25 protein-coding genes are annotated in these 25155 nt (G+C 41.2%); 7 read left to right on the top strand and 18 right to left on the bottom strand.

Annotation, left to right across the window (positions count from 1 at the left end; all coding sequences use genetic code 11):
• Nucleotides 1-107: 107 nt before the first annotated feature.
• The 13 genes from cpcF to PL9214_RS00665 form a co-directional block, all read right to left on the bottom strand.
• A complete protein-coding gene (cpcF, locus tag PL9214_RS00725) occupies nucleotides 108-731 on the bottom strand; it encodes a C-phycocyanin alpha-cysteine-84 phycocyanobilin lyase subunit CpcF (protein ID WP_072716941.1) in 624 nt (207 codons plus the stop codon).
• A gap of 49 nt (nucleotides 732-780) precedes the next feature.
• Nucleotides 781-1617: a C-phycocyanin alpha-cysteine-84 phycocyanobilin lyase subunit CpcE gene (gene cpcE, locus PL9214_RS00720; protein WP_072716940.1), complete on the bottom strand. Its 837-nt coding sequence runs from the start codon at nucleotides 1615-1617 to the stop codon at nucleotides 781-783.
• A 216-nt stretch (nucleotides 1618-1833) separates the two neighbouring features.
• Entirely contained in the window at nucleotides 1834-2076 is a 243-nt protein-coding gene (gene cpcD / locus PL9214_RS00715; protein ID WP_072716939.1) for a rod-capping linker protein CpcD, read from the bottom strand.
• Nucleotides 2077-2159: 83 nt separating this feature from the next.
• A complete protein-coding gene (locus tag PL9214_RS00710) occupies nucleotides 2160-3026 on the bottom strand; it encodes a phycobilisome linker polypeptide (protein ID WP_072716938.1) in 867 nt (288 codons plus the stop codon).
• Nucleotides 3027-3202: 176 nt separating this feature from the next.
• Nucleotides 3203-4018 carry a phycobilisome linker polypeptide gene (locus PL9214_RS00705; protein ID WP_072716937.1) on the bottom strand — a complete coding sequence of 272 codons (816 nt, stop codon included), beginning with the start codon at nucleotides 4016-4018 and terminating at the stop codon, nucleotides 3203-3205.
• Nucleotides 4019-4183: 165 nt separating this feature from the next.
• Nucleotides 4184-4672, bottom strand: a complete 489-nt coding sequence (gene cpcA / locus PL9214_RS00700) for a C-phycocyanin subunit alpha (protein ID WP_072716936.1) — start codon at nucleotides 4670-4672, stop codon at nucleotides 4184-4186.
• 99 nt (nucleotides 4673-4771) lie between these two features.
• A complete protein-coding gene (cpcB, locus tag PL9214_RS00695; RefSeq protein WP_072716935.1) occupies nucleotides 4772-5290 on the bottom strand; it encodes a C-phycocyanin subunit beta in 519 nt (172 codons plus the stop codon).
• 518 nt (nucleotides 5291-5808) lie between these two features.
• A complete protein-coding gene (locus PL9214_RS00690) occupies nucleotides 5809-6834 on the bottom strand; it encodes an ABC transporter permease (RefSeq protein ID WP_072716934.1) in 1026 nt (341 codons plus the stop codon).
• 82 nt (nucleotides 6835-6916) lie between these two features.
• Complete coding sequence (locus tag PL9214_RS00685; protein ID WP_072716933.1) at nucleotides 6917-7258, bottom strand: hypothetical protein; 342 nt, start codon at nucleotides 7256-7258, stop codon at nucleotides 6917-6919.
• A 202-nt stretch (nucleotides 7259-7460) separates the two neighbouring features.
• Entirely contained in the window at nucleotides 7461-8045 is a 585-nt protein-coding gene (locus PL9214_RS00680) for a molybdenum cofactor guanylyltransferase (protein WP_072716932.1), read from the bottom strand.
• A 105-nt stretch (nucleotides 8046-8150) separates the two neighbouring features.
• Nucleotides 8151-9257: an anthranilate phosphoribosyltransferase family protein gene (locus PL9214_RS00675; protein WP_072716931.1), complete on the bottom strand. Its 1107-nt coding sequence runs from the start codon at nucleotides 9255-9257 to the stop codon at nucleotides 8151-8153.
• Between the two features lie 129 nt (nucleotides 9258-9386).
• Nucleotides 9387-10403: a LysR family transcriptional regulator gene (locus tag PL9214_RS00670; RefSeq protein WP_072716930.1), complete on the bottom strand. Its 1017-nt coding sequence runs from the start codon at nucleotides 10401-10403 to the stop codon at nucleotides 9387-9389.
• A 183-nt stretch (nucleotides 10404-10586) separates the two neighbouring features.
• Nucleotides 10587-11834 carry a HEAT repeat domain-containing protein gene (locus tag PL9214_RS00665; RefSeq protein ID WP_072716929.1) on the bottom strand — a complete coding sequence of 416 codons (1248 nt, stop codon included), beginning with the start codon at nucleotides 11832-11834 and terminating at the stop codon, nucleotides 10587-10589.
• A gap of 84 nt (nucleotides 11835-11918) precedes the next feature.
• Between PL9214_RS00665 and PL9214_RS00660 the strand changes: the two genes are divergently transcribed.
• Nucleotides 11919-12368, top strand: coding sequence for an SRPBCC family protein (locus PL9214_RS00660; protein ID WP_072716928.1), 450 nt, complete (start codon nucleotides 11919-11921; stop codon nucleotides 12366-12368).
• Here the strand turns inward: PL9214_RS00660 and PL9214_RS00655 are convergent, their stop codons facing one another.
• Both PL9214_RS00655 and PL9214_RS00650 read right to left on the bottom strand, forming a co-directional pair.
• A complete protein-coding gene (locus PL9214_RS00655; protein ID WP_072716927.1) occupies nucleotides 12369-14282 on the bottom strand; it encodes an ArnT family glycosyltransferase in 1914 nt (637 codons plus the stop codon).
• A gap of 114 nt (nucleotides 14283-14396) precedes the next feature.
• The gene (locus PL9214_RS00650; RefSeq protein ID WP_072716926.1) at nucleotides 14397-15005 is read right to left on the bottom strand and encodes a hypothetical protein; all 609 of its coding nucleotides are present in this window, start codon (nucleotides 15003-15005) and stop codon (nucleotides 14397-14399) included.
• Nucleotides 15006-15059: 54 nt separating this feature from the next.
• Here PL9214_RS00650 and PL9214_RS00645 point away from each other — a divergent pair, with 54 nt between their 5' ends.
• Together PL9214_RS00645 and PL9214_RS00640 are read left to right on the top strand one after the other, a co-directional pair.
• Nucleotides 15060-15392: a DUF565 domain-containing protein gene (locus PL9214_RS00645; RefSeq protein ID WP_072716925.1), complete on the top strand. Its 333-nt coding sequence runs from the start codon at nucleotides 15060-15062 to the stop codon at nucleotides 15390-15392.
• 32 nt (nucleotides 15393-15424) lie between these two features.
• Complete coding sequence (locus PL9214_RS00640; RefSeq protein WP_186440273.1) at nucleotides 15425-16456, top strand: glycerate kinase; 1032 nt, start codon at nucleotides 15425-15427, stop codon at nucleotides 16454-16456.
• Nucleotides 16457-16531: 75 nt separating this feature from the next.
• On the opposite strand, the gene prmA is transcribed toward PL9214_RS00640, so the two are convergent.
• Together prmA and serA are read right to left on the bottom strand one after the other, a co-directional pair.
• Nucleotides 16532-17422, bottom strand: a complete 891-nt coding sequence (gene prmA / locus PL9214_RS00635; protein ID WP_072716923.1) for a 50S ribosomal protein L11 methyltransferase — start codon at nucleotides 17420-17422, stop codon at nucleotides 16532-16534.
• A gap of 193 nt (nucleotides 17423-17615) precedes the next feature.
• On the bottom strand, nucleotides 17616-19199 hold the full coding sequence (serA, locus tag PL9214_RS00630) for a phosphoglycerate dehydrogenase (protein WP_072716922.1): 1584 nt from the start codon (nucleotides 19197-19199) through the stop codon (nucleotides 17616-17618).
• A 690-nt stretch (nucleotides 19200-19889) separates the two neighbouring features.
• Here serA and PL9214_RS00620 point away from each other — a divergent pair.
• The 4 genes from PL9214_RS00620 to PL9214_RS00605 all read left to right on the top strand — a co-directional run bounded on the left by PL9214_RS00620 (nucleotide 19890) and on the right by PL9214_RS00605 (nucleotide 24048).
• Nucleotides 19890-20408: a hypothetical protein gene (locus PL9214_RS00620; protein WP_072716920.1), complete on the top strand. Its 519-nt coding sequence runs from the start codon at nucleotides 19890-19892 to the stop codon at nucleotides 20406-20408.
• 159 nt (nucleotides 20409-20567) lie between these two features.
• Nucleotides 20568-21347 carry a photosystem II electron transport protein, Sll1252 family gene (locus PL9214_RS00615; RefSeq protein ID WP_072716919.1) on the top strand — a complete coding sequence of 260 codons (780 nt, stop codon included), beginning with the start codon at nucleotides 20568-20570 and terminating at the stop codon, nucleotides 21345-21347.
• Between the two features lie 123 nt (nucleotides 21348-21470).
• Complete coding sequence (locus PL9214_RS00610) at nucleotides 21471-22808, top strand: hypothetical protein (RefSeq protein ID WP_072716918.1); 1338 nt, start codon at nucleotides 21471-21473, stop codon at nucleotides 22806-22808.
• 145 nt (nucleotides 22809-22953) lie between these two features.
• Entirely contained in the window at nucleotides 22954-24048 is a 1095-nt protein-coding gene (locus PL9214_RS00605; protein WP_072716917.1) for a RuBisCO accumulation factor 1, read from the top strand.
• 101 nt (nucleotides 24049-24149) lie between these two features.
• Here the strand turns inward: PL9214_RS00605 and PL9214_RS00600 are convergent, their stop codons facing one another.
• A complete protein-coding gene (locus PL9214_RS00600; protein WP_083579838.1) occupies nucleotides 24150-25031 on the bottom strand; it encodes a DUF4349 domain-containing protein in 882 nt (293 codons plus the stop codon).
• Nucleotides 25032-25155 lie beyond the last annotated feature (124 nt).

Raw genomic sequence — 25155 nt, 5'->3', positions numbered from 1 at the left:
AATATAGCAATCCCAAATAGATTGTAATAATTTAAAACTGATATGAAACAGCCAGAAGTATTATCCCTGTTCCCTGTTCCCTGTTCCCTGTTCCCTAGCGCGTAGCTTTATAATTTTTGAATCGCCCATTTTGCCCTGGCTCGAACAGAAGTCGTTTCATCATTATTCACGATATATTCTAACTGTTCTTTAATTTTAGCGAACCATTCAGGCTGGGTTTCATGCAGAGCAATTGCTAAACCTTGTAGACCAAAAACCCCTGCATATCTGACAATCCATTCCGGGTCTTGTGATGTTTTTTGTAATATCATTAAAGTTTTAAATTGAGCATCAGGAATTTGTTCTGGGGGTAATTTATCCCATTGAATCATTCCTAATCCTCTGGCGGCGGCGCGACGAACACTTAAGGAGAAATCGCTTCCAGCAGATTCTAATAAAACTTCTAATGCACGGGGATCACCAATACCCGATAAGGCACGAACCGCCCAAGCTCTTGCCCCATAATTATAACCATCTAATTGTTCTAATAAAGGAATAACCGCAGGTTCACCCAGTTGAGTTAATCCATCAACCGCAGCCACCGCAGCCCCAGGATTATTATAACCTAAAACGTTAATTAATGTGGGAATTGATTCAATAGAATTAGCTTTTACTAAAGAAACAACCGCTTTCAATAAAGAGGCAGCAGAATCAGCTTGTTCAACAGCTTGAATTAAGGGTTGTACACTCATAATCTTAAGTTTCGCTTTCAGGTTTTAGGTAAAAAATAAGGGTAGTTTTTTATAAAAGAGAATCCATTAATTCCATCACTTCAATGGCTGATTCAGATAATCTAAAATCAGCACTATCTATGAATTGATGTTCTAAAATACCTTTTAACGCAATTAATTTTAAACTATTTTCTGCTAAGGTTTGGGCGATGGCTTTTGCCGCTGGTAAATACCCAATTGCACCTAAATCCATTAAAGCCGTGCGACGTAATGTTAAATCATTTCCTTTTAACGCCTCAATTAACCGTTCTCCATAACTATTGTCTCCGGTTAATTGATACAGGGCTCTCAGTGCTGCATACTGAACTTTAGGAATAGGATGCTCGATAAAGGGTTGAACTAAAGGAATCGCAACCGTCGCTTTTAAAGCTCCTAATGCTTCTAAAATTGCATCATAAGGTTGGACTAAATAGGGTTTTCCAGGGACACGTTGAGCAACTGCGACTCCCCCTTCTAATAAGTTCATTAAGCCGGAAATACAACGCTCATCTCCTAACTGTTCTAAGGCTTGAGTCGCTGCTTCCCGCACATAAACATCAGAACAATCTAAACATTCAATTAAGGCTAAAACTGCTCGTTTATCGCCGAGTTTTCCTAATGCTCTGGCTGCATTTCGGCGTAAGGGATAACCTCCTTCTTCCGTGCGATCAGATTCATCCTTTAAGGCTAGAATTAACGCATCTACCGCCGCAGGTTCATTGACGCGAAAACGCCCTAACCACCAAGCTGCATAATAACGACGTCCTAATTCTTCATGCTGAAGATTAGCGATCGCTTGTTCTATGGTTAAAGATTCCTCCGCTTGAGCAATATTTTTATCCGATGATTCGTATCCCAAATTGTCCATAGGTTAAATTCTGTTTTTCTCAACCTTACCATGAAAATCCTGGGGACGGAATAGTAGAAATTGAATTTTGTTTCTGACTTAATATAAAAAAATGGTTAGCTGTTTTACGTTTTAAACAACTAACCACAGATTTTAATTTAAAAATTAAACTAGGGTCTATTCACTTGTTAAATTTCGGTCTGAATTTCTAACAACTGAACTAGAGAATAATCACGATTATTCAGGACTGGAAGTTAAAGGTTGAATACTCACAATTTTTGCTCCCATCCGCGTTAAACGCTGCATTTCTTGGTTCATGCGGTTGTAAGGGACAGTAATAAATTGGCTGGAGCTAGAACGAATCTGATACTCCGTTTTGTCAGTTTCATTGGATTGACGTAAACCGACAACTTCGTAGCGAAAAAAGCGATTTCCCGATGGGGAACTCGATGATTGTCCAACAGCAATTTGACCTAACATGAGTTTAAATTTATCCAAAAACAGTTCTACAAACTTGACAAAAAGGGATCGCTAGATTAGCAATCCCTGGTTTTTCAGCAATCCTACACAGGAGTGACGCTGGCTACTTTCCCACCTTGGCGTTGAATTTCCTGAAGTAAAGGAGATAACTGTTCGTAAGCAACAATAAAAGATTTGCTGCTCCGACGAACTTTCGGATAGCGACGTTCACGAATTCCAGCCACTTCCACCCGATAACTACGGCCTTGTGCTAAGACACCACCGGTACTAAATCCAGTGGTTGGAACCACAGCTTGTCCAGAAGCCCGATAAGACCAACCTTCGTTACCACCGGAGGGGCCAACAATGGTAGAAACACTATTGGAACCCAGTTCTGTGGCTAAACGGGAGGCATTTCCTTCTAATTGAGAGCGATCGCTATTGGCATAACCCCGATACAACCGGAAGATGCGAGTAAAGCCAACGGTTCTTTGTCCCCGTTGAACTTCAAAGGCGCGATAGTAGGGAACCACATTTTCCCCAAAGCTTTCCAGATATTCGGCTGAATCAATATAAGAATCAATATCAGCGTCATAACCTTGATTTTGATATAAATCCAAGTGAAAAATCACTTCAGATTCATCATAGGGGGCACGACCCAATAAATGTTTGTAATTGAGTTCAATTACACGGGTTTGGAAATTCGGGTAGAAAAACTTGGTTTTGTACAGTTCCGATTTAGCAACGGAGCGCACAAACTCCCGCACAGTGATGCTGCCATCACACAACAGAGATTCAGCACTTTTGAGGCGCTCAGAACTCATTAAATAATCGTTACCCAAAAGTTGGCGGTAAACCGCACGAATGACTTGTTGGGCATCGTCTCTGCTCCAATCTGGACGCAGTTCAACACGAGGCGCTTCTTGAAACGCAGTTGTTCCGAGCCTAGATGCTGCTGTTGTAATAGCCACCTAAAATCCTCCTCTTATTAACGTGAGTTAGAATTGAGTTGCGAATGTAGCGTGCAACGATTCCGGTTGAAAGGTTTGTTACCTAGAGGGTTAGAGTCCAAGCTTGCCCGATGAACAGTCAGCTAGAACTCTAACCCCTTAAGCACAAACCGGCATTCAGGTTTTAATGAATGAGATTATGCCAACGTAATTCTCATCACCCGTCCCCCAGCACGATGAATTCGCTGCAACTGAGTAGACAGTTGGTCATAGGGTACGGTATATTCAGTGGTAGTACGACGCACCTGGGGTAGCGACTGTGTTGCTTTTTGCATAACAGTGAGGCGGTAAAGTTGTCCACGATTACCGCCTGTCGTACCTCCTAAGCTTTGCCCACTAGCAGGAGTTTGAATCGGAGAAGCTAAATTCCGAGCTAATTCCCAAGTTAAACGACTTTGCTTTTGGTTTTGAGCGCGATCGCTGCTGGCATACCCACGATAAAGGGTAAATAAACGGTTAAAACCAACGGTTTTTTGCCCGTCTTGGGTAGAAAATCCCCGATAATAGGGAACGATATTTTCCCCAAAGTTTTCCAGATATTCAGGAGAGTCGAGGTAAGAGTTGATTTCTGCCTCGAAACCTTCGCTGGTGTAGAGATCAACGTGAAACGCAATCTCTGACTCATCGTAAGGCGCACGGCCCAAAAGATGTTTGTAATTTAACTCGATAAACCGAGTTTGAAAGTTAGGGTAAAAAAACTTAGTCCGGTAAAGCTCGGATAAAGCAATAGCTCTGACAAAATCCCGAACGGTAATTTGTCCTTGGCGGAGTAAAGATTCCGCGCTTGTGAGCCGTTCCCGTAACATCAGGTGTTCGTTGCCCATCACCTGACGATATGCTGCCACAATCACGGTTTGCACATCTGCTTCCGTGTAGTTGGGGCGCAGTTCTACGGGTTTTGTTTCTTCGAAAGCCCGGATACCAAGTCGGCTACCCTCAAGCAAGCCAACCATAGCTTTATGCTCCGTAAGAGATCTTCAAAATTGAGAAGACAAAAAAGAAAACTTTGTTAATGTGGGAGACAAACCCCAATAATCAAAGATGCCCGGAGCGCTAAACAACCGTTAACCCAGTTGCTAACAGCTACTTACCGCTCCGAGCATCAAACGCGAGCTTGTCTAGCTCAGAGCGTTGATCGCATAATCAATGTAGGAGTTGGCTTCAACAGCCGCGTCACCGCTGAGACCATGGTTGGCTTTGATGTACTTCAGAGCTTCAACATACCAGCTAGGAGACAGTTCAAAAGTCCGGTTGATTTCATCAACACCAGCAATCAGGTATTCGTCCATGGGCCCTGTACCACCAGCAATTAAGCAGTAGGTGACCATCCGGAGGTAGTAACCGATGTCACGAGCGCATTTGCCTTTACCACGTTCGCTAGAAGCGTAGTTGGGCCCTTGCATTTGGGTGGTGTAAGGGAACTTGTTATACACTGCTTGGGCAGCACCACTGACCAGGCTATCGGCTTTATTGCTCAGAGCTTTAGCAGCTTCTAAGCCGGCTTTGGCTTGACGGAAACGTCCGAAAGCCACTTGCAGTTCAGTGCTGCTTAAGAAACGGCCTTGAGAATCGGCGGTGGTTACTGCTTCAGTCAGGGGGGTTTTCATGCTTGAATTATCTCCCGATGTGGTTTACAAAGTTGAGGTACAAATTGAAGTCATTTAATTAGACTTCTATGGATTTATGAAAATCAGATTTTTGAAAAATTAGGCAACAGCAGCCGCAGCGCGATCAAAGTAGCTGGCGATTTCAGAAGCCAGGGCGCTACAATCTCCAGGAGTGATTCCTGCGGGATCGTTGACGATAGCCAGAGCGGCATCTTTCATTTTGCCAACGCCAACAGCAACGGAAGCACCAGGAACGCCTAAAGCCAGGTAGGTTTCACGCAGACCGTTTAAGCAACGATCATCAAGAACGCTAGCATCTCCAGCGAAAACTGCGTAGGTGACATAACGTAAGATGATTTCCATGTCACGTAAGCAAGCAGCCATACGACGGTGGGTATAAGCATTACCGCCAGGAGCAATCAGTTGGGCTTGCTCATCAAACAAAGAGCGAGCAGCATTGGCAACGATGGTGGAAGCACTACCGGTGATGCGGTTAACAGCGTCCAAACGTTTGCTGCTTTCGGCAACCAATTGGTTCAGGGCATCGATTTGGCCGGCGCTTAACAGTTCGCCGCGTGTATCAGCTTGAGAAACTACCTTGGTGAAGGCATCAAACATGGATTAATCTCCTACTTGACTTGCTTAACTTTGTTTTCGACTCAAAGTGAAATGATGAGTTTTTTTGTTCGCGACTCCTGAGAGCCTCTCTAATTTGGCTTTTGCTACTTTTTGGGAGCAACCGTAGCCTTACTTAGAGGAACCTTAGAAACTTTACACCATTTTATGAAAGGACAGTAAACTTTTTTAATCAAATGTTAATCAATTGTTGGGAGACTAACATTTGGCTGTTGTCTTTGCCCTTCAGATATTAGTTATACAACGCTATCGCAAATTGTTGCGTTAAAATTTATTAAGAAGTGTATCTTTCATGAAGATTCCCATCAGAAATCCATGATTTTACTTAAGTAAAAATACTCATTTTACAAGAGAGATAATACAGATTTAACCCCTGATTAGCCCAGAAAATCCCTTTGTAGCCTGTCGTCTGTTAACACTCAACGGTCAACCGTCAAAAAAAATCTCCGCACCTTAAGGTCGGAGACTCTGTAGAAGGCTTAATGGCTGTCCAACCTACCTCAATATCGAATTCGTGGGTCAATGCAGGCATTGAGAACATCAATCAGAATACTGGCAACAACAACAATGGCTGCGAAAAACACAACAATCCCCTGCACCGTCGGATAATCCCGGAAACTAATCGCTTCATATAACCGATTAGCGAGTCCTGGCCAGGAAAAGGTCACTTCCGTTAAAATTGCTCCCCCCAATAACGCGGCAAAGGTTAAACCCAAAACCGTAATCACCGGAATCATGGCATTTTTCAACGCATGGGCCACAACAATTCGCAATTCGGGAATCCCTCTAGCCCTAGCGGCTTCCACATAATCCGCCTTTAACGTTTGTTTGAGATTCACCCGCACAATTCGTTCAAAAATACCGCTTAACAATAACCCTAATGTTACAGAGGGTAAAAACAAGTAATACAGTGATACCCCCAATTGCATCCAATTAAGCGTCAACAAACTATCCAGGGTATATAATCCACTCCAACCTTCAGGGGCCGGAACCGTTACCGGAAACCGAGTTCCTAAAGGAAACCAACCCAACTGCACCGCAAATATTAACTGAAACAGCATCCCGGCCCAGAAGGGAGGAACCGCATAGGTAATGATTCCAAATAAACGCCCTCCCGTATCCCAAACCGTATCAGGATGGGAGGCTGCCACTGCCCCAACAGTAATTCCCACCACTAAAGCGATAATCATACTAAATAGAGCCAGTTCAACTGTTGCCGGAAAATGAGCTTGAATAATTTCCCAAACCGTTTGTCCGCGACTGGTGAGGGACGTTCCTAAATCGAAATGGAGGAGTTTCCCCATATAGTCGAAATATTGTTGCCACAAAGAACCCTTTAAACCCAATTGCGATCGCAAGGCTTCTTTGGCTGCTTCCGGCGCACGGGAACCCAGAATCGCATCTACCGGATCACCAGGGGTAGCGCGTAGCAGCAGAAAAACCACTGTGGTAATTGTCCACAGCATCAGGGGAGCCAGCAGTAAACGAGTAAAGACGTAATATTGTAAAGCTCTCGAACGAGACATATCAGTGATCAGTTACCAGTTATCAGTTATCAGTTGTCAGTTAACAGTCAACTGTCAACCTTTAACAGTCAACTGTCAACCTTTAATGTCCAAGTAACGATTCAAAGGTATTGCGAAGAAATTTGAGGTCAGCGACTCTGGCGACTAAGAGGTTTTCCTGTCCAGCATCTTCTAGGCGAGTTTTCCAATATTGAATGCTGTCGGCATTGTTCATCCAAAACTGAATTACCGTATCAACAGCTTGATCAACATTCCAGCCCCGTTGAGAAGAAACTGTCTGTACAGATTCAATAAAAGTATCCAGGGTACATTTACGATTTCCCAAGTATTCAACCCCTGGGGCGGGTTGTTCGGTTAATTCTTGTTGTTGATAAAAAAAAGAAAGAATGGGAGAAACACCCACTAAATCGAAGGTGTATGGCATAGGTTCCTCCTGTCCATTTTTAATGTCCGTTGGTTATACCAAGTTTTCAGGGTAAAGAACGTAATTTTACTTACAAGTTACCCAGATTTTTTTGATTGTAATGCAGATTTTGTAAAAATTTACAAGTAGGGTTTTCTCTACCTCAAAACCAGAAAAAAGATTAATTTTTGATTGAAATTTTAATTCAGGATTTTAGGATTTATTAAGGTTTTAAGTCAGTGGGTCGATTGCAATTGAACAACATTTGTGATTCTTCTTCAGACAGATAAATAGGTTCCACAGGAATATGAGTTAACCATCGTTGAAAAGATCTTCCCCCTGGAGCCATAAAAGCTTGTAACTGGGAATAAGCAGAACGGCGATAAAACCCACATAACGGTTCCCATCGCGACTGACTTTGAGGAACAACCGCTAAAACCGTATCAGAAACAACCGTTAAATGACTTTGCCACCGTTGAATCATCGCAGGTTGTAACAACGGTAAATCACAGGCTAATAACCAAATCCAATCAAAGGGAATTTCTAATAATCCTTGGCACAATGCAACTAACGGCCCTTGGTTCGGTTCCGTCTCTAAGAGAACTTCATAATCTTCCGTTAATAGGGTTTGATAGCGTTCCGGCCAAGGTGTAGCAATATATACTTTTTGGCTACAAGTAGCCGCCACTTGATACACTCGCTGAAGCAAAGGTTTTCCTTCATACAGGACAAAAGCTTTATCCTCACCCATGCGAGAACTTTGGCCCCCTGCCAGAATTAAAGCTGCAATTGAAAGATGATTGATCATGGGTCTTGAGGTAATACCTAGGGCTAAAGTTCTCTATAGCGCTACTTGAAGAGGGAACAGGGAACAGGGAACAGGGAACAGTAAGAAGTGAAAGGGTTTCAGGGTTTAAAAATGTCCTAAACGATGAATTTCCTGCAATTTAGCGTGAACTTTCCCTTGCGTTAGTAAAGATTCAGCTTCGGATAATCCCGATTCTAAATTAGGACAAACCCCAGAACGCCACAAATAAAAGCCCCCATTCCAAAGGGCTGCTTTCATGAATTCACTGTTGTGACCCGCTAAAACCCCTTGGATTTGTTCAATTAAAATCGAAGTCGAGGGTAGAGGAATTTCTTTCCCTGCGAACCCATAATCACGGGGATGCAATAATAACCGTTCCAAGAAAACATCCTCTCCCGTCGGATGAGAATTTTGTCCTTCTACTGGGGTAGAGTCTTTAATCTGTTTTGTTCCGAGGCTCGGTTGACGTAACCCAATAATACAAGTGCGATCGCGGGGTAAATCACAACTGCCTTCTAATCCTTTGACTGTAATAAATTCCGTCACCCCCCGCAATTGAAAGGCTTCTCGAAACAGGGTTTCTGTCGGGGGATGGACATACCCACAAACCACTGTTGCTTGTCCTAAATAAGGTTTCCACATCAATTCCATTGTTGCTAACGGAGGACGTTTGCCAATTTCTCGACGATAGGTGACTAAGCGTTCGGCTTCTGGGAAATGTTGAGGAAGATAAACAAACCCTAAACCCAACTGTGTAAACATCTGTTGAGTTTGTACTAAGGATAATTTAGACCAGTCCACCCCCAACCCTTGCCAAATTTCAATTAAAGGAATACCTTCTTTAGTTGGCATTCGTTGGCCCCCATGTAAAATTACCGGAACCCCTGCGGTGATTAAAATTAAAGCCGTTAAGGGAGCAAAAGGAGCCGTGCGAGACCGACCATCATAGGGACAACCCAACACCATTGGCGCAGAAGCAACCAACTGAAGTTGAGGGCCGATTTCTTCATAAGCATCTAACATTCCGGCTAATTCTTCACCGGTCGGACGTCGGATGCGATGAGCAATCAAAAAGGCACCAATTTGAGCCGGAGTTGCCTCCTGCAATAACATTAATCTCAAGGCTTCTGCCACTTGGGAACGACTCAACGCCTCACTGGTATGGGTTCCACTACCCACTTGACGAAGTAACTCTCTAAATCGATCACTCATACCGATGTGGTGTTGACTGTTGACTGTGTATAGACGTGCCATGACACATCTCTACTGACGGTTGACCGTTGACTGTTACCGACAACCGACAACCTATTTTTGAACTTCAGCTTAATCGTAGCGTTTTTATTATTTCGACAGAGGGGTTTCGGGATTCAAAGAATTAATTGATCCATCGAGTTGATCAGGAAGACTCTCATGAACCAGTTGCCAAAAATAAGCAATGGGGGGAATTTGCATTCGATCAGGTGTGGTGACAATCACCACTTCACGAGTCCAAGTTGTATCCCCGTCCGCAGGAATTAACATAGAGGGAGTAGAACTCGCGATTAAAGGTTTAGAGTTGGCAAAGGGTAGGGGTGCTAACCCACGAACAGCTAAGGTGGGATCAGTTCGTGCTTCTAGTAAGGCAGAATAGGGCAATAAAGCAATAAGTTCGCCTTGACGAATGACCCCTCGAAACCCATCCAATGTATTTAACTCTAAAACTGCATTCAGCTTGGCTCCAGCTTGAGTAAACTTTTCTTGAACTAAACGCTGCATTCCATAACCATCTTTAAAAACCACTTGCGGATAACGAGTTAACTCATGCCAAGGAACTTGAGAATATTGAGTTAACGGGTGGTTACTGGCCATTAAGACTTCAATGGGTTCTTGATAGAGAATATCGACTAAAAGTTCTGCACTGGCTGTAAAAGAACGATTATTCATAATAATGGCGATATCAACTAATCCATCCTTAAGCACTTTTAACGCGCGATCGCTTCCCAAGGATGTCACCCGCAACTGAACCTCTGGATAGGCATAACAAAACTTCTGCAAAACCGGGGGTAAATAAGAGGAACAAACCGAATGAATGGCTGCAACACAGAGTTCAGGTTGTTTTCCCATCAGCAGAGACGCTAATTCCTCTTTCGCACTGTCCCAGGTTTGGCAAATTTTGCGCGCATAGGGCCAAAAGCGTTCACCCCCAATGGTTAATTTAGCCTGAGCCGTGCGGTGAAATAAAGGTAAACCCAGTTCTTCCTCTAGTCCCTGCACCTGTCGGCTAATGGTTGATTGAGTGACCCCGCATTTGCGTGCTGCTTGTTGAAAGCTTCCCGTCTCAGCAACAGACAGAAAAGATTGCAGTTGCTCTAAACGCATACAGACAGTTATCAGTTATCAGTTATCAGTTATCAGTAAACAGTTAGATGACTGATTACTAATCAACAATAATAGATTTACTCATTCCATTTAGTAGAGATTGATACAGGTTTGATAATTTCATCCTAAACCTCGGAATTGATCAAGAATTGGAGTAACCCCTGAAGAGCTTACCCAGTTAATTTACCATTCGGATAACGCTTTTAAAATCTCTTGTTTGATATCGGGATTAATATTTTCTTGATTTAATAAATTTTGTAAATATTGATAAGTTTGTTCAGACTTAATTTGCTTAAAAGCTGAAATACAATGATACCGAACTGAGGGATTGGCATCAGCTAAAAGTTGGATTAAGGGCTCAAGAGCAGATATTAATCCTAATTTTCCTAATCCTACTGCAATTAATTGTTTGATTTTAAGATCAGAAATAGCGGGATGATGGCAATTAATTAAATTAATCAAAATTTGAGCAGCTTGTTCTCGCAATTCTATCATTTTAATCTGCCCTATCCCCTGAATAATTTCTTGAATTAAAGTGATTTCTACAGGTGTAAGACTAGGCGCATTCAGATTAAATCCAGGATGGAAGCTAAAAATAATTTCCTTTAAAAAACTTAAACTTTGAGGCGTTTCAATCCATCCCAATGAACGAACCCCATCTATTTTTAAAGACAGGGGAACATTAGGAGATTGTACTTGTTCAAATAATGCTGTTGCTGCTTCATCAGTTTTTAAACGGGATAAAGCTAATTGAGCTTGTTGGCAAACTTCCGGTCGAATATCCCATAATAAAGGTTTAAGTTTCTCGACTAAATTAATATTTTCTAATAAATCTATTCTTACCCCTAATCCAATAACTGCTTCTTTTCTCACATTAGCAACCGGATCATTTAAAGCCTCTAATAAAACTGGAATGACTCTGGGATCATGAAAACTTCCTAACGCTTCAATCGCGATCGCTCGAATCTCAGGATTAGAATCATTAACAACCGTTAATAAGGGGGTAATAATTTCAGAATGGCGAATTTGAGCTAAGGCAACTGTAGCTAATCGTTTAGACTCCTCTTTTTGTAATAATTCCATGAGGGGTTTAATGGCTGAAGTTCCTAAATTGGCTAACGTAATAGCCGTTATTTCCTGAAGTGATAGTTCTTCTTCTGTTGCCTCTATTTTAGCAGTTTTGAGCAGATTAATTAAAGGTTCGACGACTAATTCTGATTTAAACTGTCCCAAAATTCGAGCCACAAACCAACGCATTTCTACATCAGTCGTTTCATCTTGTAAAATATTGAGAAGAGGCTCTAGGGCAATGGTTCCTAAATCAGGTAAAATTTTACTGATTTCCCATCGCTGTTGAAAATCTCCCTGTTCTAACTGAGTTAAAACTAAATTAAGTACAGCTTCGGGATTTTGTTCTGAAAAATCAATCACTGTTAATCGCTAATTGTTAATGGTTGACTGTTGACTATTGGCTGTTAATCGAGAACCAACAACTCTTATAATTGTAGAACATTCATGCAACACTTTCACTATTCTTCCCTGATTAATGCGCCTGTAGAAGTCGTTTGGGAGTTTCATACCCGACCGGATATATTGCAATTGTTAACTCCTCCTTGGCAACCTGTAGAAATCGTGCGTCGGGAAGGGGGTTTAGAAGTAGGAGCAATTTCGGAATTTAGAATATTATTAGGGTTTATTCCGGTGCGATGGGTAGCGGTTCATACCGAATGTAAACCCTTTGAGTTATTTACCGATGAACAACAAGAAGGAATTGTAGAAAGTTGGGTACATCGACATCAATTTATTGCTGAAAATGGTAAAACTCGCCTCACCGATAACATTACTTATTCTCTACCCGGCGGAGAATTGGCAGAAAAAATATTAGGCTGGTGGGTCAATAGTCGCTTAGAAGATATGTTTCAATATCGTCATCAAGTCACAAAAAAAGAATGTGAGACGGGTTAACTAAAACCTAATATTAGCTCGAATGAGTTGATAGGAACCTGCTTGATCAAGAATTTTATATTGATTCGGTTTTAATCCAATATTCGTTAATTCACGGGGATGTCCAAGAATTAAAATAGTTTTAGGGGAAGAATTTTGAACCTCTGGGCTGTTAATATAGTTAATCGCATCAGTCGGTTCAGAAGCGTATTGAACTGGATGTTGAGTATAAAAAACTAAACTGGGTTTTTTAAAGCCAACCATCATTAATTCTTCTCCTAATTTTCGCTCTTGTACAACGGTTTGGGCGAGATGTCTTAAAGGTTCTTGACGATGGTGATCAAGTAAACTATGGGTAGGAGTTGCTGCCCAGATAAAAAAGACGATAAATCCTAGGATATTAACAATAAAAAGTCCTGAAATTCGCCGTTTCCACCAACTTATTATTATTCCTAATGTGGTTATTCCCCAGATTAAAGCAGATCGATTTAGGAGTCCAGAGGTTTGTAAATCCGTCCTAAAATTGGGCATATCTGCATCATATCCAAGCAAGTTTTTACTAAAATAACTAACAACTGAAGCACTAAAAACCAAGAGAATATTGAAAATGATAGATAGAGAAAACGCTTTAGGAATAGCACCAGCCAAACTAACATTAGGATTAACGAGATGATTGTTTTTTATTAAATTGTGCCAAAATAGAGAAATTAATAAAGCTGAAGCAGGTATCAGAGGTAAAATATAACTGGGGAGCTTGGTAACAGCTATAGTAAAAAATATAAAAATTCCAGCAAACCAAAAAACAGAAAATAATGGCAATTGTTGAATTCGAGATTGACGTTTCCAAGCTCGGCGTTTCCAAAATTTTGTTGAAGCGATCGCAATGGGTAAATAGACAGAAAATGGAGCAAACCCTATTAAAACTACAATAAAATAGAAATACCAAGGAGCCGCATGGTGATTAACGACGCTAGTAAATCGCTCAAAATTGTGATAACCAAAAAACGAATTAATATAGCTTTTACCATTAATCAAAGTTACTAAAATATACCAAGGTAGAGTCATCACAACAAAAATTAAGCTTCCTTGCAAAGGACGCATTTCTTGTAAAACTTCGTATCCTTTTCCAATATAAATTAAAAATGAACCAATAATTAAAACAGGTAAAACAATTCCCACAGGGCCTTTTGTTAAAACCGCTAAGGCGACTAAAATATAAAAAGCTAAATACCAATAATTTGCTCGATTTTGGGGTAGAGTTAAATTTTTAAATCCTACAGAAGAATCTTCTTGAAATTCTAACTCAGATATTTTCGCTTCATCAGTTGCATATCCTAGAAAAAAAGCCAATAAAGCTGACCCCATACAACCTGTTAATAACATATCCGAAACCCCAATTCTTGCCCAAGCCACAATTTCAGGATTAAAAGCCATCAATATAGCCCCCATCCAAGGTAAAGGGTGCAAAAGAACTGTCATGAAACGAGGTTTGTAAACGGGAGAAATTAAGCCTTGTATTTCCTGTCTTTTAACGGTATAAAATTGCGTTTTCTCAACATAATAACTTAATGTATAAAATCCCAAACCAATTAGAATAAAAGCCGAAACTGCTGAAGGGAGACGAACCCCCCATTCATTGACCCCAACTATTTGATAAGTAATTGCCATTAACCAATAAATTAAAGGCGGTTTATCGAAACGAGTTTCTTCATTAAAATACGGGGTAATCCAATCCCCTGTAACTAACATTTGACGGGCAGCTTCTGCAAATAAAGGTTCGGTTTCATCCAATAAACCCAGATTTCCTAAATTCTGAAAAAAAGCCAACCCACTGATTAAACCCAACCCCAAAATCGCCAGGAGAAATGGAAACCAACGGGTTTTAATTTGATTTGAAAAAAGGGTTTTAATCTCTCGATCTGAACTTAGTTTCATGGGGGAAGGACACAGGTGGTAACTGTTGACTGTTGGCTGTTGACTAACACCCAACTCAATATATCAATTAGTTATTATCACCTATTTGGGCAACCGAAATAATCTTACTATTGCCTATTTTCCAGATGAAAATTCATCCAGTGTCCTAGTGGGTTGTATGACCAACTGCCATTCCTTACTTTCAGGCTTCCAGACTGGGAAGGGGGTTTCCCCGACAATATAAGGCCCCCAGTAATAGCGAGAACCATCCGGTGCAAAAACAATCAAAATATCGCCAGATTTGAGAATTAAATCTTTTTCTGGGAGGGACAAAATCAACCCTTCTTGACTGCCTTCTTCCGGCGCAAAATCCCAATGGACGGGTTCGGTGTTGCCCACAGATGAACGAGTGAGTAAGGCTACACGCACCGGATGTTCCGTGAGGTTACTGACTCGGAATGACCCTTGGTGATGGTTTGTGGAAATGGCAGGAGGTGACAGTTTGGGGGGATTATTCCCCAATTTGGGAGAAGGAACAGGGGGTCTTTCTGACGCAGGTGGCGCTGGAATAGAGGTTTTAGGAAACGTTGTTGAGAGGGGGGCTGAGAGAGATAAGGCCACCTGTTCGGAAGATTTTCGTTCCGTTGACTGGACACAATAGCGAAATAAGAATTGCCTTAAACTAATTAAAGTTAATAAAATAGTTCCAGTAATTAGAAAGGCTGGATACAGTTTAGCTTTCATAATCTTTCGTTTTAAACCCGCTCATTAATTCCATTACTCTCTACACCGTCTTTTATGCAAAATACCCGTCTCAATCGGCTTGTAACTGTTATCAATGCACTACTCCGACGATGGTTGTTAAATCCTTGGCGACGGATTTCGCTCCTCATCATTAGTTTGTTATTTGGTTTTGCCCTAGCACTGGCTATTTCTGCAATTGCGGGACAAAATGCAAATATAGATGTAACTGTGGCTTTAATGGTCTCTATCCTAGTAGAAGGGGTCAACTGGTTAGCCTACAGTAGTCCCAACCGTTTGCGACAATCCTTTTGGGTTGAAAACCTGAATGCACTCAAAATGGGTTTGTGTTATGGGTTATTTTTGTTAGCATTCATGTTGGGTTCATAAAACTAACATTTTTTATGTTTCTGTGATTGTCTATGATAGAAATTTTGCAAGCTTGGGCTGATGGACAACCCCCCCATTCCACAGATTTAGAGCTTTTAGAACAGTGGGAACTGTCTGATTCTAAACAAGCGATATTGTGGGGAATCACACCGGAAAATATTAGGCGGAAATTACAAGGGCGATCGCATCTTTTTTATAGACTTTTTCAAGAGAATCTTGATTTCCCTATATTATCCCAACAGTTAGAAACCCTCTGGAAGTTTTGGCTTCCGTTTGCGACCCAACTGGCTGAGTCTCGTCAACAGTTAGGTCGTCCTCTGGTTCAAGGAATATTAGGAGGACAAGGGACAGGGAAAACAACTCTAGCGAAAGTCTTAACTCAGATTTTGTCTCTTTTTCACTATGACACAATCAGCTTGTCCTTAGACGATCTGTATAAAACTTATTTAGAACGTCAACAGTTACAAAGGGTCGATCCCCGGTTAATTTGGCGGGGGCCACCTGGAACCCATGATGTTGAATTGGCAATACAGGTGTTAGAACAATTGCGTCAACCCTTACCGAATCAAACCATTGCTATTCCTCGATTTGATAAGTCATTATGGCAGGGTGCAGGTGATCGCATTTCATCGGAATTTGTTACAGGAATTGATATTATTTTATTTGAAGGCTGGTTCGTGGGATGTAGACCCATTGATCCACAACAATTTAATTCTGCACCTGAACCCATTATTACCCTCACCGATCAACAATTTGCCAGGGATATGAATGAACAGTTAAAACAATATATTCCTTTATGGGAAAAATTAGATCAATTAATGATTTTAAATCCGGTCGATTATAAACTATCAAAACAATGGAGAATTCAAGCTGAACATGACATGATTTCAACCGGAAAATCAGGCATGAGCGATGCAGAAATCAGTCAATTTGTTGATTATTTTTGGAAAGCCCTACATCCCGAATTATTTATAAATCCATTAATTAAAAATCCTAAGTTAGTTAATTTAATTGTAGAAATCAACCCCGATCATTCCCTTGCCAATATTTCCAGAAACCAGTAAACTGATAACTGATAACTGATAACTGATAACTGATAACTGATAACTGATAACTGATAACTGATAACTGATAACTGATTAAGATCGCCGAATATTAAAACAACACCATTCTTGCCGACGCCATAAGGTAGCGACAACCCAACCATTTTGCTCTAAAGTATCTGCAATGGGTTTAGCTTGATCCATTAAAATACCGCTTAAAACCGCCCAAGTATTTTTCTTAGAGATCGCATTAAATTGAGGAATTAAATCAATAATAACTTCTGCTAAAATATTACAAACAATACCATCAACTGGTTGTTCTGCCACCGAAATGATCTGTTCTATACTTCCATCTTGAATAATAATTTTTTCCGGTGGAATTTTGTTTAATTCACAATTTTCTTTCGTAGAACGAGTCGCTAACGGATCATTATCAGCCGCATAAACCTTTGATGCGCCTAATAAAATTGCCCCAATTGATAAAATACCCGAACCACAACCAATATCTGCAATCACCGCTTGGGTGGGTTCTCCCCCTAATCGCATTTCTAAAGATTCTAAACACAGTTGAGTCGTGGCGTGGGTTCCGGTTCCGAAGGCAACCCCTGGATCTAAGCGTAATAAAATTCGATCACAATGTTCGGGTAAGGTTAACCAAGCTGGATAAATTAAAAAGCGATCGCCAATAGGGGTCGGTTCCCAATGTTGTTTCCAAGCCGTTGACCAGTCCTGCTCATCAATTAAATCCCAAGTTACCGCAGGAATGGGGATTTCTAAGCACAGAGCATCTTGACGCAACAATAAAGAAAGCGCTGCTAAATCCAGTAAATGGGCTTTTTCTTCAGGTAAATAAGCCGATATCAGGCAGGAATTATTTTTAATTTGACAAGCTGTTTCCCGACAACCAAAGGATTCCAACCGCCAAAAGACCGCATCCTCTAGCGTCGGATCACACAATACTTTAATTTCCCACCAACTATTAGCCATAATCAGTTATCAGTTATCAGTTATCAGTCATCAGTCATCAGTCATCAGTGTAGAGATTTGCGATCGCCCGTTTCTACCCACTCATTAGACTTAACAATCGCGAGTTGATATCCTAGGCGATTCGTCCGGGTAAAAAGTTAATCAACGGTCAATGGCTGCCACTGATAACTGATGACTGATAACTGATTACTGATTAAAGCGTTACCGTATAAGCGTCGCGGATACCAGAAACTTTCATGATTTCCGCCAGCAGTCCTTCAGGTAAGGGATCATCAAGGCTTAAAACCATAACAGCTTCACCCCGAACGATTTTACGTCCGACTTGCATACTGGCAATATTGACATTAAAACTGCCCAAAAGGGAGCCAATTTTGCCAATAATTCCCGGCATATCCCGGTGAAGCGTAAATAACATAAAGCGGGTCGGGGGCACGTTAATCGGGAAATCGTCAACACTGGTAATCCGAATTTCCTGATCCCCTAATAAAGCTCCCGTCACCGAATGACTACCTAATGAGCCCTTCGCTTCTAAATGCAGTGATCCCGTGTAGTCCGTCAAGGCAGCATCACGGGTTTCAATCACTCGAATTCCCCGTTCTTTGGCTTCAATACTGGCGTTAACATAGTTCACCCGTTCGCGTAAAGCTTTGGACAGTAACCCTTTGAGGGCTGCCACAACCACCGCTTGGCTATTGGTTCCAGCCAGTTCCCCTTGCAACCGCACATCCAGGAAGTCTACCCGACCTCCGGCTAACTGACCGACTAAATTACCTAGGGTTTCAGCCAGTTGCAGATAGGGTTTGAGTTTTTCCAAAACATCGGGATACAACCCTGGAATATTCACCGCAGAGCGGGCTGGTAAGCCCAGTAACACATCCCGAATTTGTTCGGCAACATCGATCGCCACATTGACTTGGGCTTCCTCTGTAGAGGCTCCCAGGTGAGGGGTGAGCACAATTTTAGATCCCAATTCCCGCAGAGGAGAATCGGCTTCTAGGGGTTCGTTCTCAAAGACATCGAGGGCAGCCCCGGCTAGTTGGCCATTTGTTAAGGCGACGGCTAAATCGGCTTCATTAATCACCCCCCCTCTAGCACAGTTGATTAAGCGGGCTGTCGGCTTCATTTTAGAGAAGATGTCCGCGTTAAACAGATGATAGGTTTCTTTGGTTTTGGGAATATGCAGCGTAATATAATCGGACTCGCGAATCAACAAATCCAAGTCCACTAACCGACAGCCAATTTGATCCGCCCGTTCTTGGGAAATAAAGGGATCATAAGCTAATAATTTCATCCCCATCGCTTTAGCCGCCGTCGCGACATGGGAACCAATTTTACCTAAACCCACAATGCCTAGGGTTTTCTTATAAACTTCTACACCAATGAAGCTTTTACGATCCCACTTTCCACTTTTAACAGATTGGTTAGCATCGGGAATGTAGCGAGACAGAGACAGCATCATCGCCAAAGCGTGTTCAGCCGCAGCAATGGTATTTCCTTCGGGGGAGTTGACAACAACAATCCCTTTGCGGGTAGCGGCGGGAACGTCTACATTATCGACACCCACACCCGCGCGACCAATAATTTTTAAGTTATCGCCAGCTTCAATAATTTCTTGGGTTACACGAGTTCCAGACCGGATCATCAAAGCATCATACTCTGGAATAATCCGCACCAGTTCTTCTGGGGGTAAACCTATTCTGACATCCACCTGAGCGACTTGGCAGAGGATGTCTATACCAACTTGATCAATCGAATCGGAGACAAGAACCTTCGGCATGATTTAGGAAAATGGGTTGCAATAGCAGGAATCGAGATCTCACCCCCTGACAAAATCCGCTAGGGGGATGTTCGAGAGAGTCTTCATGATCTATTCTCTCTCCCAAATTAACGGTCTATGTAAATACCGCAGTAGGTTATTTTAACTGTTAATGGGGTCTATCCACTGCGAATCCTTGGAAAAAATTTGGTTTTGCTCTGGGTGGGGGAGAGAGCAAAGGTGAGGCAGCTTGGGTTTGAGGGGTAGGGGGGTAAGGATTGTGTAGACTAGCAATAGTATTAATGGTGTATTTTCAGATTCTCCTGTCAGCACCCCGCTCTAAAGAGACGGGGCTTCATGCCTCCTCTTTGGATAGCTGACCAGCTATAGTCTTAATTGACTACGTTATCGGCAAGTGTTCAAGAACCCACCAATAGATGCGTAGCTAGTCTGTTGCTCTGGAACTTAAAAGTTAAACAGTTTTACGAGGGGTAAAATAGTGCTTTTGAGATAGTTACCGACCGATAACATTGGCGAAGCTAACATTACCCTAGCAATAGGAGTGGGAGAAATCCCAAAAAAACCGGGAATCGGCAAATAAAACAATTTTTGTCGGTTCCCAATCCAATATTCACGGGGAATAAATTCCCCTGAGTCGTGTTTCCTCTCAGGTCTGAAGACGCTGAGTTTCCACACTCCCATCCTACTTTTATGAACTATCTTGTGACTGTCCTCTCTGATCGCCTACAAGCAGAAACGGCTTATCTGGAATTAGAGAAAGAAGGAATTCCCCCAACTCAAATCACGATTTTAGGAAAAGGCTATAAAACGGCGGATGAATTTGGCTTAATTGATCCCAATGAAAGTGCGATTAAACAAGTGAAATTAATGGCAACTTGGTTAATTCCCTTTGGGTTTGTGGCAGGATTTACCTTTAGTTTAATTACAGGATTAGATACCTTCGCTTGGGCGGGACAGGTTGGAAATCATTTAATTGGTGCGGTTCTCGGTGCGATTTCCGGGGGGTTAGGCAGTGTAGTCGCTGGCGGCGGCGTGGGTTTAATTGTTGGGGGAGGGGATGCGTTACCCTATCGTAACCGCCTCAATGCTGGAAAATATTTAGTGGTGGTCACGGGTTCAGAAACCTTAATGCGGAGAGCCACTCGCGTTTTAAGACCCTTAGAACCGGAAAATCTGCAAGGTTATACGGTGGGAGATACAATAGTTTAAATGGGCGCCATTCTATCCTGGGATTTGTTGCTTTTGTCTCTAGGTATTTCTAATGATTCTGGAGAAAAGTTTATCGAGTCCAAATGGATTGAACTTTTGTTAAAAATGCTATCATCAATACCAATAATTGTTCTATTCCCGTTCACTTAAAATCACCTAATGTTACCGAGAGATGAACTTCTAAAAGGCATTGAAAATCGAGAAAGTTTAGCACGGGTTCTCGATCTGGCAGAACAAGCACTTAAAACGTGGGAAATTACCTTAACGGATTTTCTGTCTCCTCCTGAATTGGCGGAATCAGAAAAGGTTTTTAGTCGATTAACAGAAGTGCAGATGGTTGCCTGGGGAGGTTATCCTCAAGCAGAAAGAAAACGGTTAGGAATTGCTCGATCTGATCTGCCTTTGGATTCTTCCCAGGTTAGCGTTGTGGTGTTAGAGATTTCGGGAAATTTTCTCTTTGATCCAGCCACCCATCGAGACTTTTTAGGTTCGATGTTAGGAACGGGAATTGTCCGTGATAAAACGGGGGATATTATTGTTTTAGGAGAGCGTGGTGCTCAAACGATTGTTACTCCAGAATTAGCGGATTTTTTGGAATTAAATTTGACCCAAGTGCGTTCTGTTCCGGTAAAAACACAGCGCATTGATCCGAGTGAATTAAAGGTTAAAGAACCTAAAAAGAAAGACTTAACAACGGTAGAAGCTTCGATGCGTTTAGATGCAGTTGCTTCTGCTGGATTTGGAATGTCACGCAGCAAAATGGTCAGTTTAATTGATGGGGGAGATGTGCGGGTGAATTGGAAGGAAATCACCCAAGCAAGTTATCAAGTAAAATCCGGTGATTTAATTGCAATTCGGGGAAAGGGACGTTTAGAGGTCAAGGATATTGTGATTACCAAAAAACAACGATATCGAGTGGAATTAACTCGGTATCAATAAATTAAGAGGGAACAGGGAACAGGGAACAGGAAATAGGGAATAGAAAGAATTTGGATTTGATGATTAATTTTTGTTATAAGCCTTTTCATAGGATTGCTTTATAAAGTTAAGAGGATATGAGTTATGAGACGACTTTATGATCAAGCTTTTGAAATTTTACAACAAGAAGTTAAACAGTGTTCTCAAAAAGATTTAGTTGGAGACGTGGGAGCGAAAATTGTTCTAAAACGATTAGAAAAAATGCGGTTACAATCAGGAGATTCCCTGACTTTAGATGAATTAAAAGATTTAGTTTATGATCAATTTCCTAACTTTAGCGAATCCGTTTTAAAAAAAGCAGCAAAAGTGAATCGTCCCCCTGGAATTTTTCCTAAAATTGTTTTGGGAATGGCTGTTTTAGGCGGATTTGTAGGATTAGTTGCTCTGGCTAATTTACCTTATCCCATGATTCGTTTTCCGGTGGCTAAAACCTTTCCCATTTTATTACTTCCGAGCTATATTAATATGGATTATAACTATCGACAAGCGGTGTCATTAGTTGAACAATCCGATCAATTAGTCAATCAAGCAACAGCCATTGCTGATATTGAATTAGGGGTTGGAAAAGTTAAACAAGCTCAAAAGCATCTGGATCAATTACCAGTTTGGTTTTTAGGCTATTATCCTCAAGCGTATTGTTCGTTTATGGGTTGTATGTGGCGATTTACCTTCGATGAATATGAAGATGCTCGCAAGAATATAGGACGAATGGAATCTAAAATTTTTCAAGAACAAAATGCCTATCAGGAATATACAAAAGCCGAACAATCCATTCAAGAAGCACAGCAAAAATTCCAAAAACTTCCCCCTGGAAATGAACAACAACAAACCATTAAAGTTTGGCAAACTGCGATTGATCAATTAGAGAAAATTCCCCCCGAAACCTTAGCAGGAAAATTAGCTCAAAAACAGTTAGCAACAGCGCAACGGGATTTTCAACAACAACTTGGATTTGTGGCGGGAAGTATTAAAGGAAATACGTTAATTGATGCGGCGATGCAATTTGCAAGTCAAGCTGCAAAAGCTTCTCAAAATCCGCCTCACACTGCTCAAGAATGGCAACAACTGATTAAATTATGGGAGGAGGCAATTCGTCGGTTAGAACAAATTCCGACGGAAAACCCCAGCTATTCAGAAGCTCAGAAAAAATTAGCAGAATATACAACAAATTTAGGAATATCTCAAACTCGGTTACAAACTGAAAAAGATGCTGTTGAGTTAGTTAAACAAGCAAAATCTGCTATTGCTCAATGGCAAAAATTAGCTCGTTCTAAAGATCCTGATATTGGTGCTTTAATGAGTCAATTAACCGATATCATTAATACCTTGGAACAGGTTCCAGCAGGAACAACAGTTAGTCAAGAATCTCAGAATTTATTACGTTCAGCCCAACATACCTGGGATAAGTTATCTCTAAATTGATTTGACAATTTTGCTGATTTCTGTACCGCTCTATTAATTTTGAAGAAATCAGGTTTATAATTCTCCATCTTTTATGATACATTAAAAATTCAGACAAAAAGTTGATATTTTCAGACGGTTTTCCAGAAAATTAACCTCTATAATTATGACTCAAACACCACAGAATCCTTCTGATTCTCTCTCCGCGACACCAGATTCTTCGACGGACACAGTAAATTTAATACAGTTATTACGTCGTAAACAAGGAAATTGGGTCGAGTGGGGTGAAGCTTGTGCTCAATTACAAAAATCCGGTTACAATCCCCAACAAATTTTTGAGGAAACCGGGTTTGAACCCATTCAACAAAATCAAGTGATTGTGGCGGCACAGGTTTTTAGCTCTTTAGTCAAAGGCAATTTAGCACTTGAAATTCAATCTTATTTTCAACGCAAAGGAAGTGATATTTTATATGAATTTCGGATTCTGAACCAAGCGGAACGAGTCAGGGCTTCAGAATTTGCAAATCAGCGTCAATTAGATGCCGATGAAGCGAAAGAATTAGCAAAAGCAATCAAAGAATTTTCTCGATTTTCGACTGCTCCAGACGGTTTTTCTCATCATCCTGGGGATATTTTAGCTTATTACGCTTGGAAAGCCTCACGACAACATCATGATTTACAACAACGCTCACGGTTAATTGCAAAGGGGTTAAAATATGTTCATTCCCAAACCGCCAGAGAAAAAATTGAACAACTGTTAACCGATTTTTCAGTTACGACAAAACGCTCTGCTCCTCGTTTACCGATTTATCGTTTAGAAACGGAAGAAGATATCCCTCGTTTAATTCCAGTTGCGGGTGAATTTCCGATTTCATTATCGGACTTTAATGCTGTTCCTTTAATGGAAGAAATCGGTACATTTCGTATGGTTAAATCGTCAGGAAACGCCGCCTGGGTAGCTGTTCCAGGATGGCAAGTGGTGATGAAAGCAGAAGATCCCGTTGCCATTTTAGGAAATAGTGCTAATTTACCCCATCCCTTACCGAATAAATCGGAACCTGTTTTAATGATTGTAGATCGCGCTCAACGGGAATGGGATACTGATGCCTATTTCTTAGTAGAAGGCTCCGAGTATTTAGAATTACAATGGTTTGATGAAAACCCGTCAATCTTATTACTCGGAAAATTGCTTTTGGTAGTCCGCCCCAAAAAAGTATTAGATGAGGATCAAATTCATGATGTTTGGCAAACTGATGAATAATTAAGGGTTGAGTTTTAGGAAGAAACCGAGTTTTTAAGTTGTGCGAGCGTCCTCGCTCGCGATTTACCCCAAAATCTTATAAACGGTTCAGGATTTTAACTTTATTTTATTTTATTTTGACGATACCAACGATAACCATAAACTGCGCTTCCCAGAAGCAATAAATAAGGACTAAAGGCTAATAACCATAAAGTTAATCCTACTAATAACCAAGTAAATTCTCCCATTGTATGAGTTGCGCTTCCCCAAGTTTCTTGTATTCTTAATCCCAAATTATCAGAAGTAGAAGCAGCAGAAACGGGCGATTCAAGGGTTAAACTAATTGTGGAATAAGCAACTTGATTTTGTAAATTTCTTAATTGAGCATCAATGCGTTCAATGGATTCCCGAATGGTACTTAATTCATTCGCGGCTTTGAGAACATCCCCAACGGAACCCGAACGTTCCATAATTTTTAAGATCATTTCTTCCGATTTGCGTAAATTTCGTAGTCGAGCTTGAAAATCGACTAATTGATCGGAAACATCCTCGGCTGTAATCATTTGATTTTCCACCGTTCCTAATTTTGCTAACGCATTTAACGTTGTTTCTAACCGTTGTTGAGGAACTCTAAACTCTAAATAAGCCGTTTGACGCTGACTATTATCGGGAGATTTTTGAGCTTCAAATTTTAAAATATCTCCTTGCTGTTTCTGGATAATAGCAGTAATTGATTCTGTCGTTTGATGAATTGATTCCACTACTAAGGTCAATTGAGCACGTTTAATCAGTTGAGATTGTTTTTTAGGTTCTGGGGTCGTTTGTTCCGGTGCAGAATTAGCCATTTCGCGGGTATCTGCTGGGGCTAAAGGCGCACTAGCGGGAGAACTCATTGTCGCTTTATTCGCCTGACTGCAACTGGATAAAGCTAAAACTGATACCATTAATCCTAGACAAAATCCTAGCTTTGATGCTGTCCGAGAGCCCATTTGATTAGTATTCATGGCGTTACCTTCCTCAAAAAAAGAACCCGATATTACAGCAATATCCTTTTAAAATTTACTGTTTCCTGATAAAATTTTAAGCGATATCCCTATAACAATATGTCTAATTTAACCTTTTATTGTT

Source organism: Planktothrix tepida PCC 9214 (assembly GCF_900009145.1).
In the GTDB taxonomy this organism is placed as follows: domain Bacteria; phylum Cyanobacteriota; class Cyanobacteriia; order Cyanobacteriales; family Microcoleaceae; genus Planktothrix; species Planktothrix tepida.
Note: the sequence above shows the minus strand (reverse complement) of the source record. Positions and strands in the feature narration are given on the sequence as shown.

What these genes read in the sequence shown, in the direction of transcription:
- cpcF (WP_072716941.1), bottom strand. Translation starts at nt 731, where the DNA reads ATGAGTGTACAACCCTTAATTCAAGCTGTTGAACAAGCTGATTCTGCT.
- cpcE (WP_072716940.1), bottom strand. Translation starts at nt 1,617, where the DNA reads ATGGACAATTTGGGATACGAATCATCGGATAAAAATATTGCTCAAGCG.
- cpcD (WP_072716939.1), bottom strand. Translation starts at nt 2,076, where the DNA reads ATGTTAGGTCAAATTGCTGTTGGACAATCATCGAGTTCCCCATCGGGA.
- PL9214_RS00705 (WP_072716937.1), bottom strand. Translation starts at nt 4,018, where the DNA reads ATGGTTGGCTTGCTTGAGGGTAGCCGACTTGGTATCCGGGCTTTCGAA.
- cpcA (WP_072716936.1), bottom strand. Translation starts at nt 4,672, where the DNA reads ATGAAAACCCCCCTGACTGAAGCAGTAACCACCGCCGATTCTCAAGGC.
- cpcB (WP_072716935.1), bottom strand. Translation starts at nt 5,290, where the DNA reads ATGTTTGATGCCTTCACCAAGGTAGTTTCTCAAGCTGATACACGCGGC.
- PL9214_RS00690 (WP_072716934.1), bottom strand. Translation starts at nt 6,834, where the DNA reads ATGTCTCGTTCGAGAGCTTTACAATATTACGTCTTTACTCGTTTACTG.
- PL9214_RS00685 (WP_072716933.1), bottom strand. Translation starts at nt 7,258, where the DNA reads ATGCCATACACCTTCGATTTAGTGGGTGTTTCTCCCATTCTTTCTTTT.
- PL9214_RS00680 (WP_072716932.1), bottom strand. Translation starts at nt 8,045, where the DNA reads ATGATCAATCATCTTTCAATTGCAGCTTTAATTCTGGCAGGGGGCCAA.
- PL9214_RS00675 (WP_072716931.1), bottom strand. Translation starts at nt 9,257, where the DNA reads ATGAGTGATCGATTTAGAGAGTTACTTCGTCAAGTGGGTAGTGGAACC.
- PL9214_RS00670 (WP_072716930.1), bottom strand. Translation starts at nt 10,403, where the DNA reads ATGCGTTTAGAGCAACTGCAATCTTTTCTGTCTGTTGCTGAGACGGGA.
- PL9214_RS00660 (WP_072716928.1), top strand. Translation starts at nt 11,919, where the DNA reads ATGCAACACTTTCACTATTCTTCCCTGATTAATGCGCCTGTAGAAGTC.
- PL9214_RS00655 (WP_072716927.1), bottom strand. Translation starts at nt 14,282, where the DNA reads ATGAAACTAAGTTCAGATCGAGAGATTAAAACCCTTTTTTCAAATCAA.
- PL9214_RS00650 (WP_072716926.1), bottom strand. Translation starts at nt 15,005, where the DNA reads ATGAAAGCTAAACTGTATCCAGCCTTTCTAATTACTGGAACTATTTTA.
- PL9214_RS00645 (WP_072716925.1), top strand. Translation starts at nt 15,060, where the DNA reads ATGCAAAATACCCGTCTCAATCGGCTTGTAACTGTTATCAATGCACTA.
- PL9214_RS00640 (WP_186440273.1), top strand. Translation starts at nt 15,425, where the DNA reads ATGATAGAAATTTTGCAAGCTTGGGCTGATGGACAACCCCCCCATTCC.
- prmA (WP_072716923.1), bottom strand. Translation starts at nt 17,422, where the DNA reads ATGGCTAATAGTTGGTGGGAAATTAAAGTATTGTGTGATCCGACGCTA.
- serA (WP_072716922.1), bottom strand. Translation starts at nt 19,199, where the DNA reads ATGCCGAAGGTTCTTGTCTCCGATTCGATTGATCAAGTTGGTATAGAC.
- PL9214_RS00620 (WP_072716920.1), top strand. Translation starts at nt 19,890, where the DNA reads ATGAACTATCTTGTGACTGTCCTCTCTGATCGCCTACAAGCAGAAACG.
- PL9214_RS00615 (WP_072716919.1), top strand. Translation starts at nt 20,568, where the DNA reads ATGTTACCGAGAGATGAACTTCTAAAAGGCATTGAAAATCGAGAAAGT.
- PL9214_RS00610 (WP_072716918.1), top strand. Translation starts at nt 21,471, where the DNA reads ATGAGACGACTTTATGATCAAGCTTTTGAAATTTTACAACAAGAAGTT.
- PL9214_RS00605 (WP_072716917.1), top strand. Translation starts at nt 22,954, where the DNA reads ATGACTCAAACACCACAGAATCCTTCTGATTCTCTCTCCGCGACACCA.
- PL9214_RS00600 (WP_083579838.1), bottom strand. Translation starts at nt 25,031, where the DNA reads ATGAATACTAATCAAATGGGCTCTCGGACAGCATCAAAGCTAGGATTT.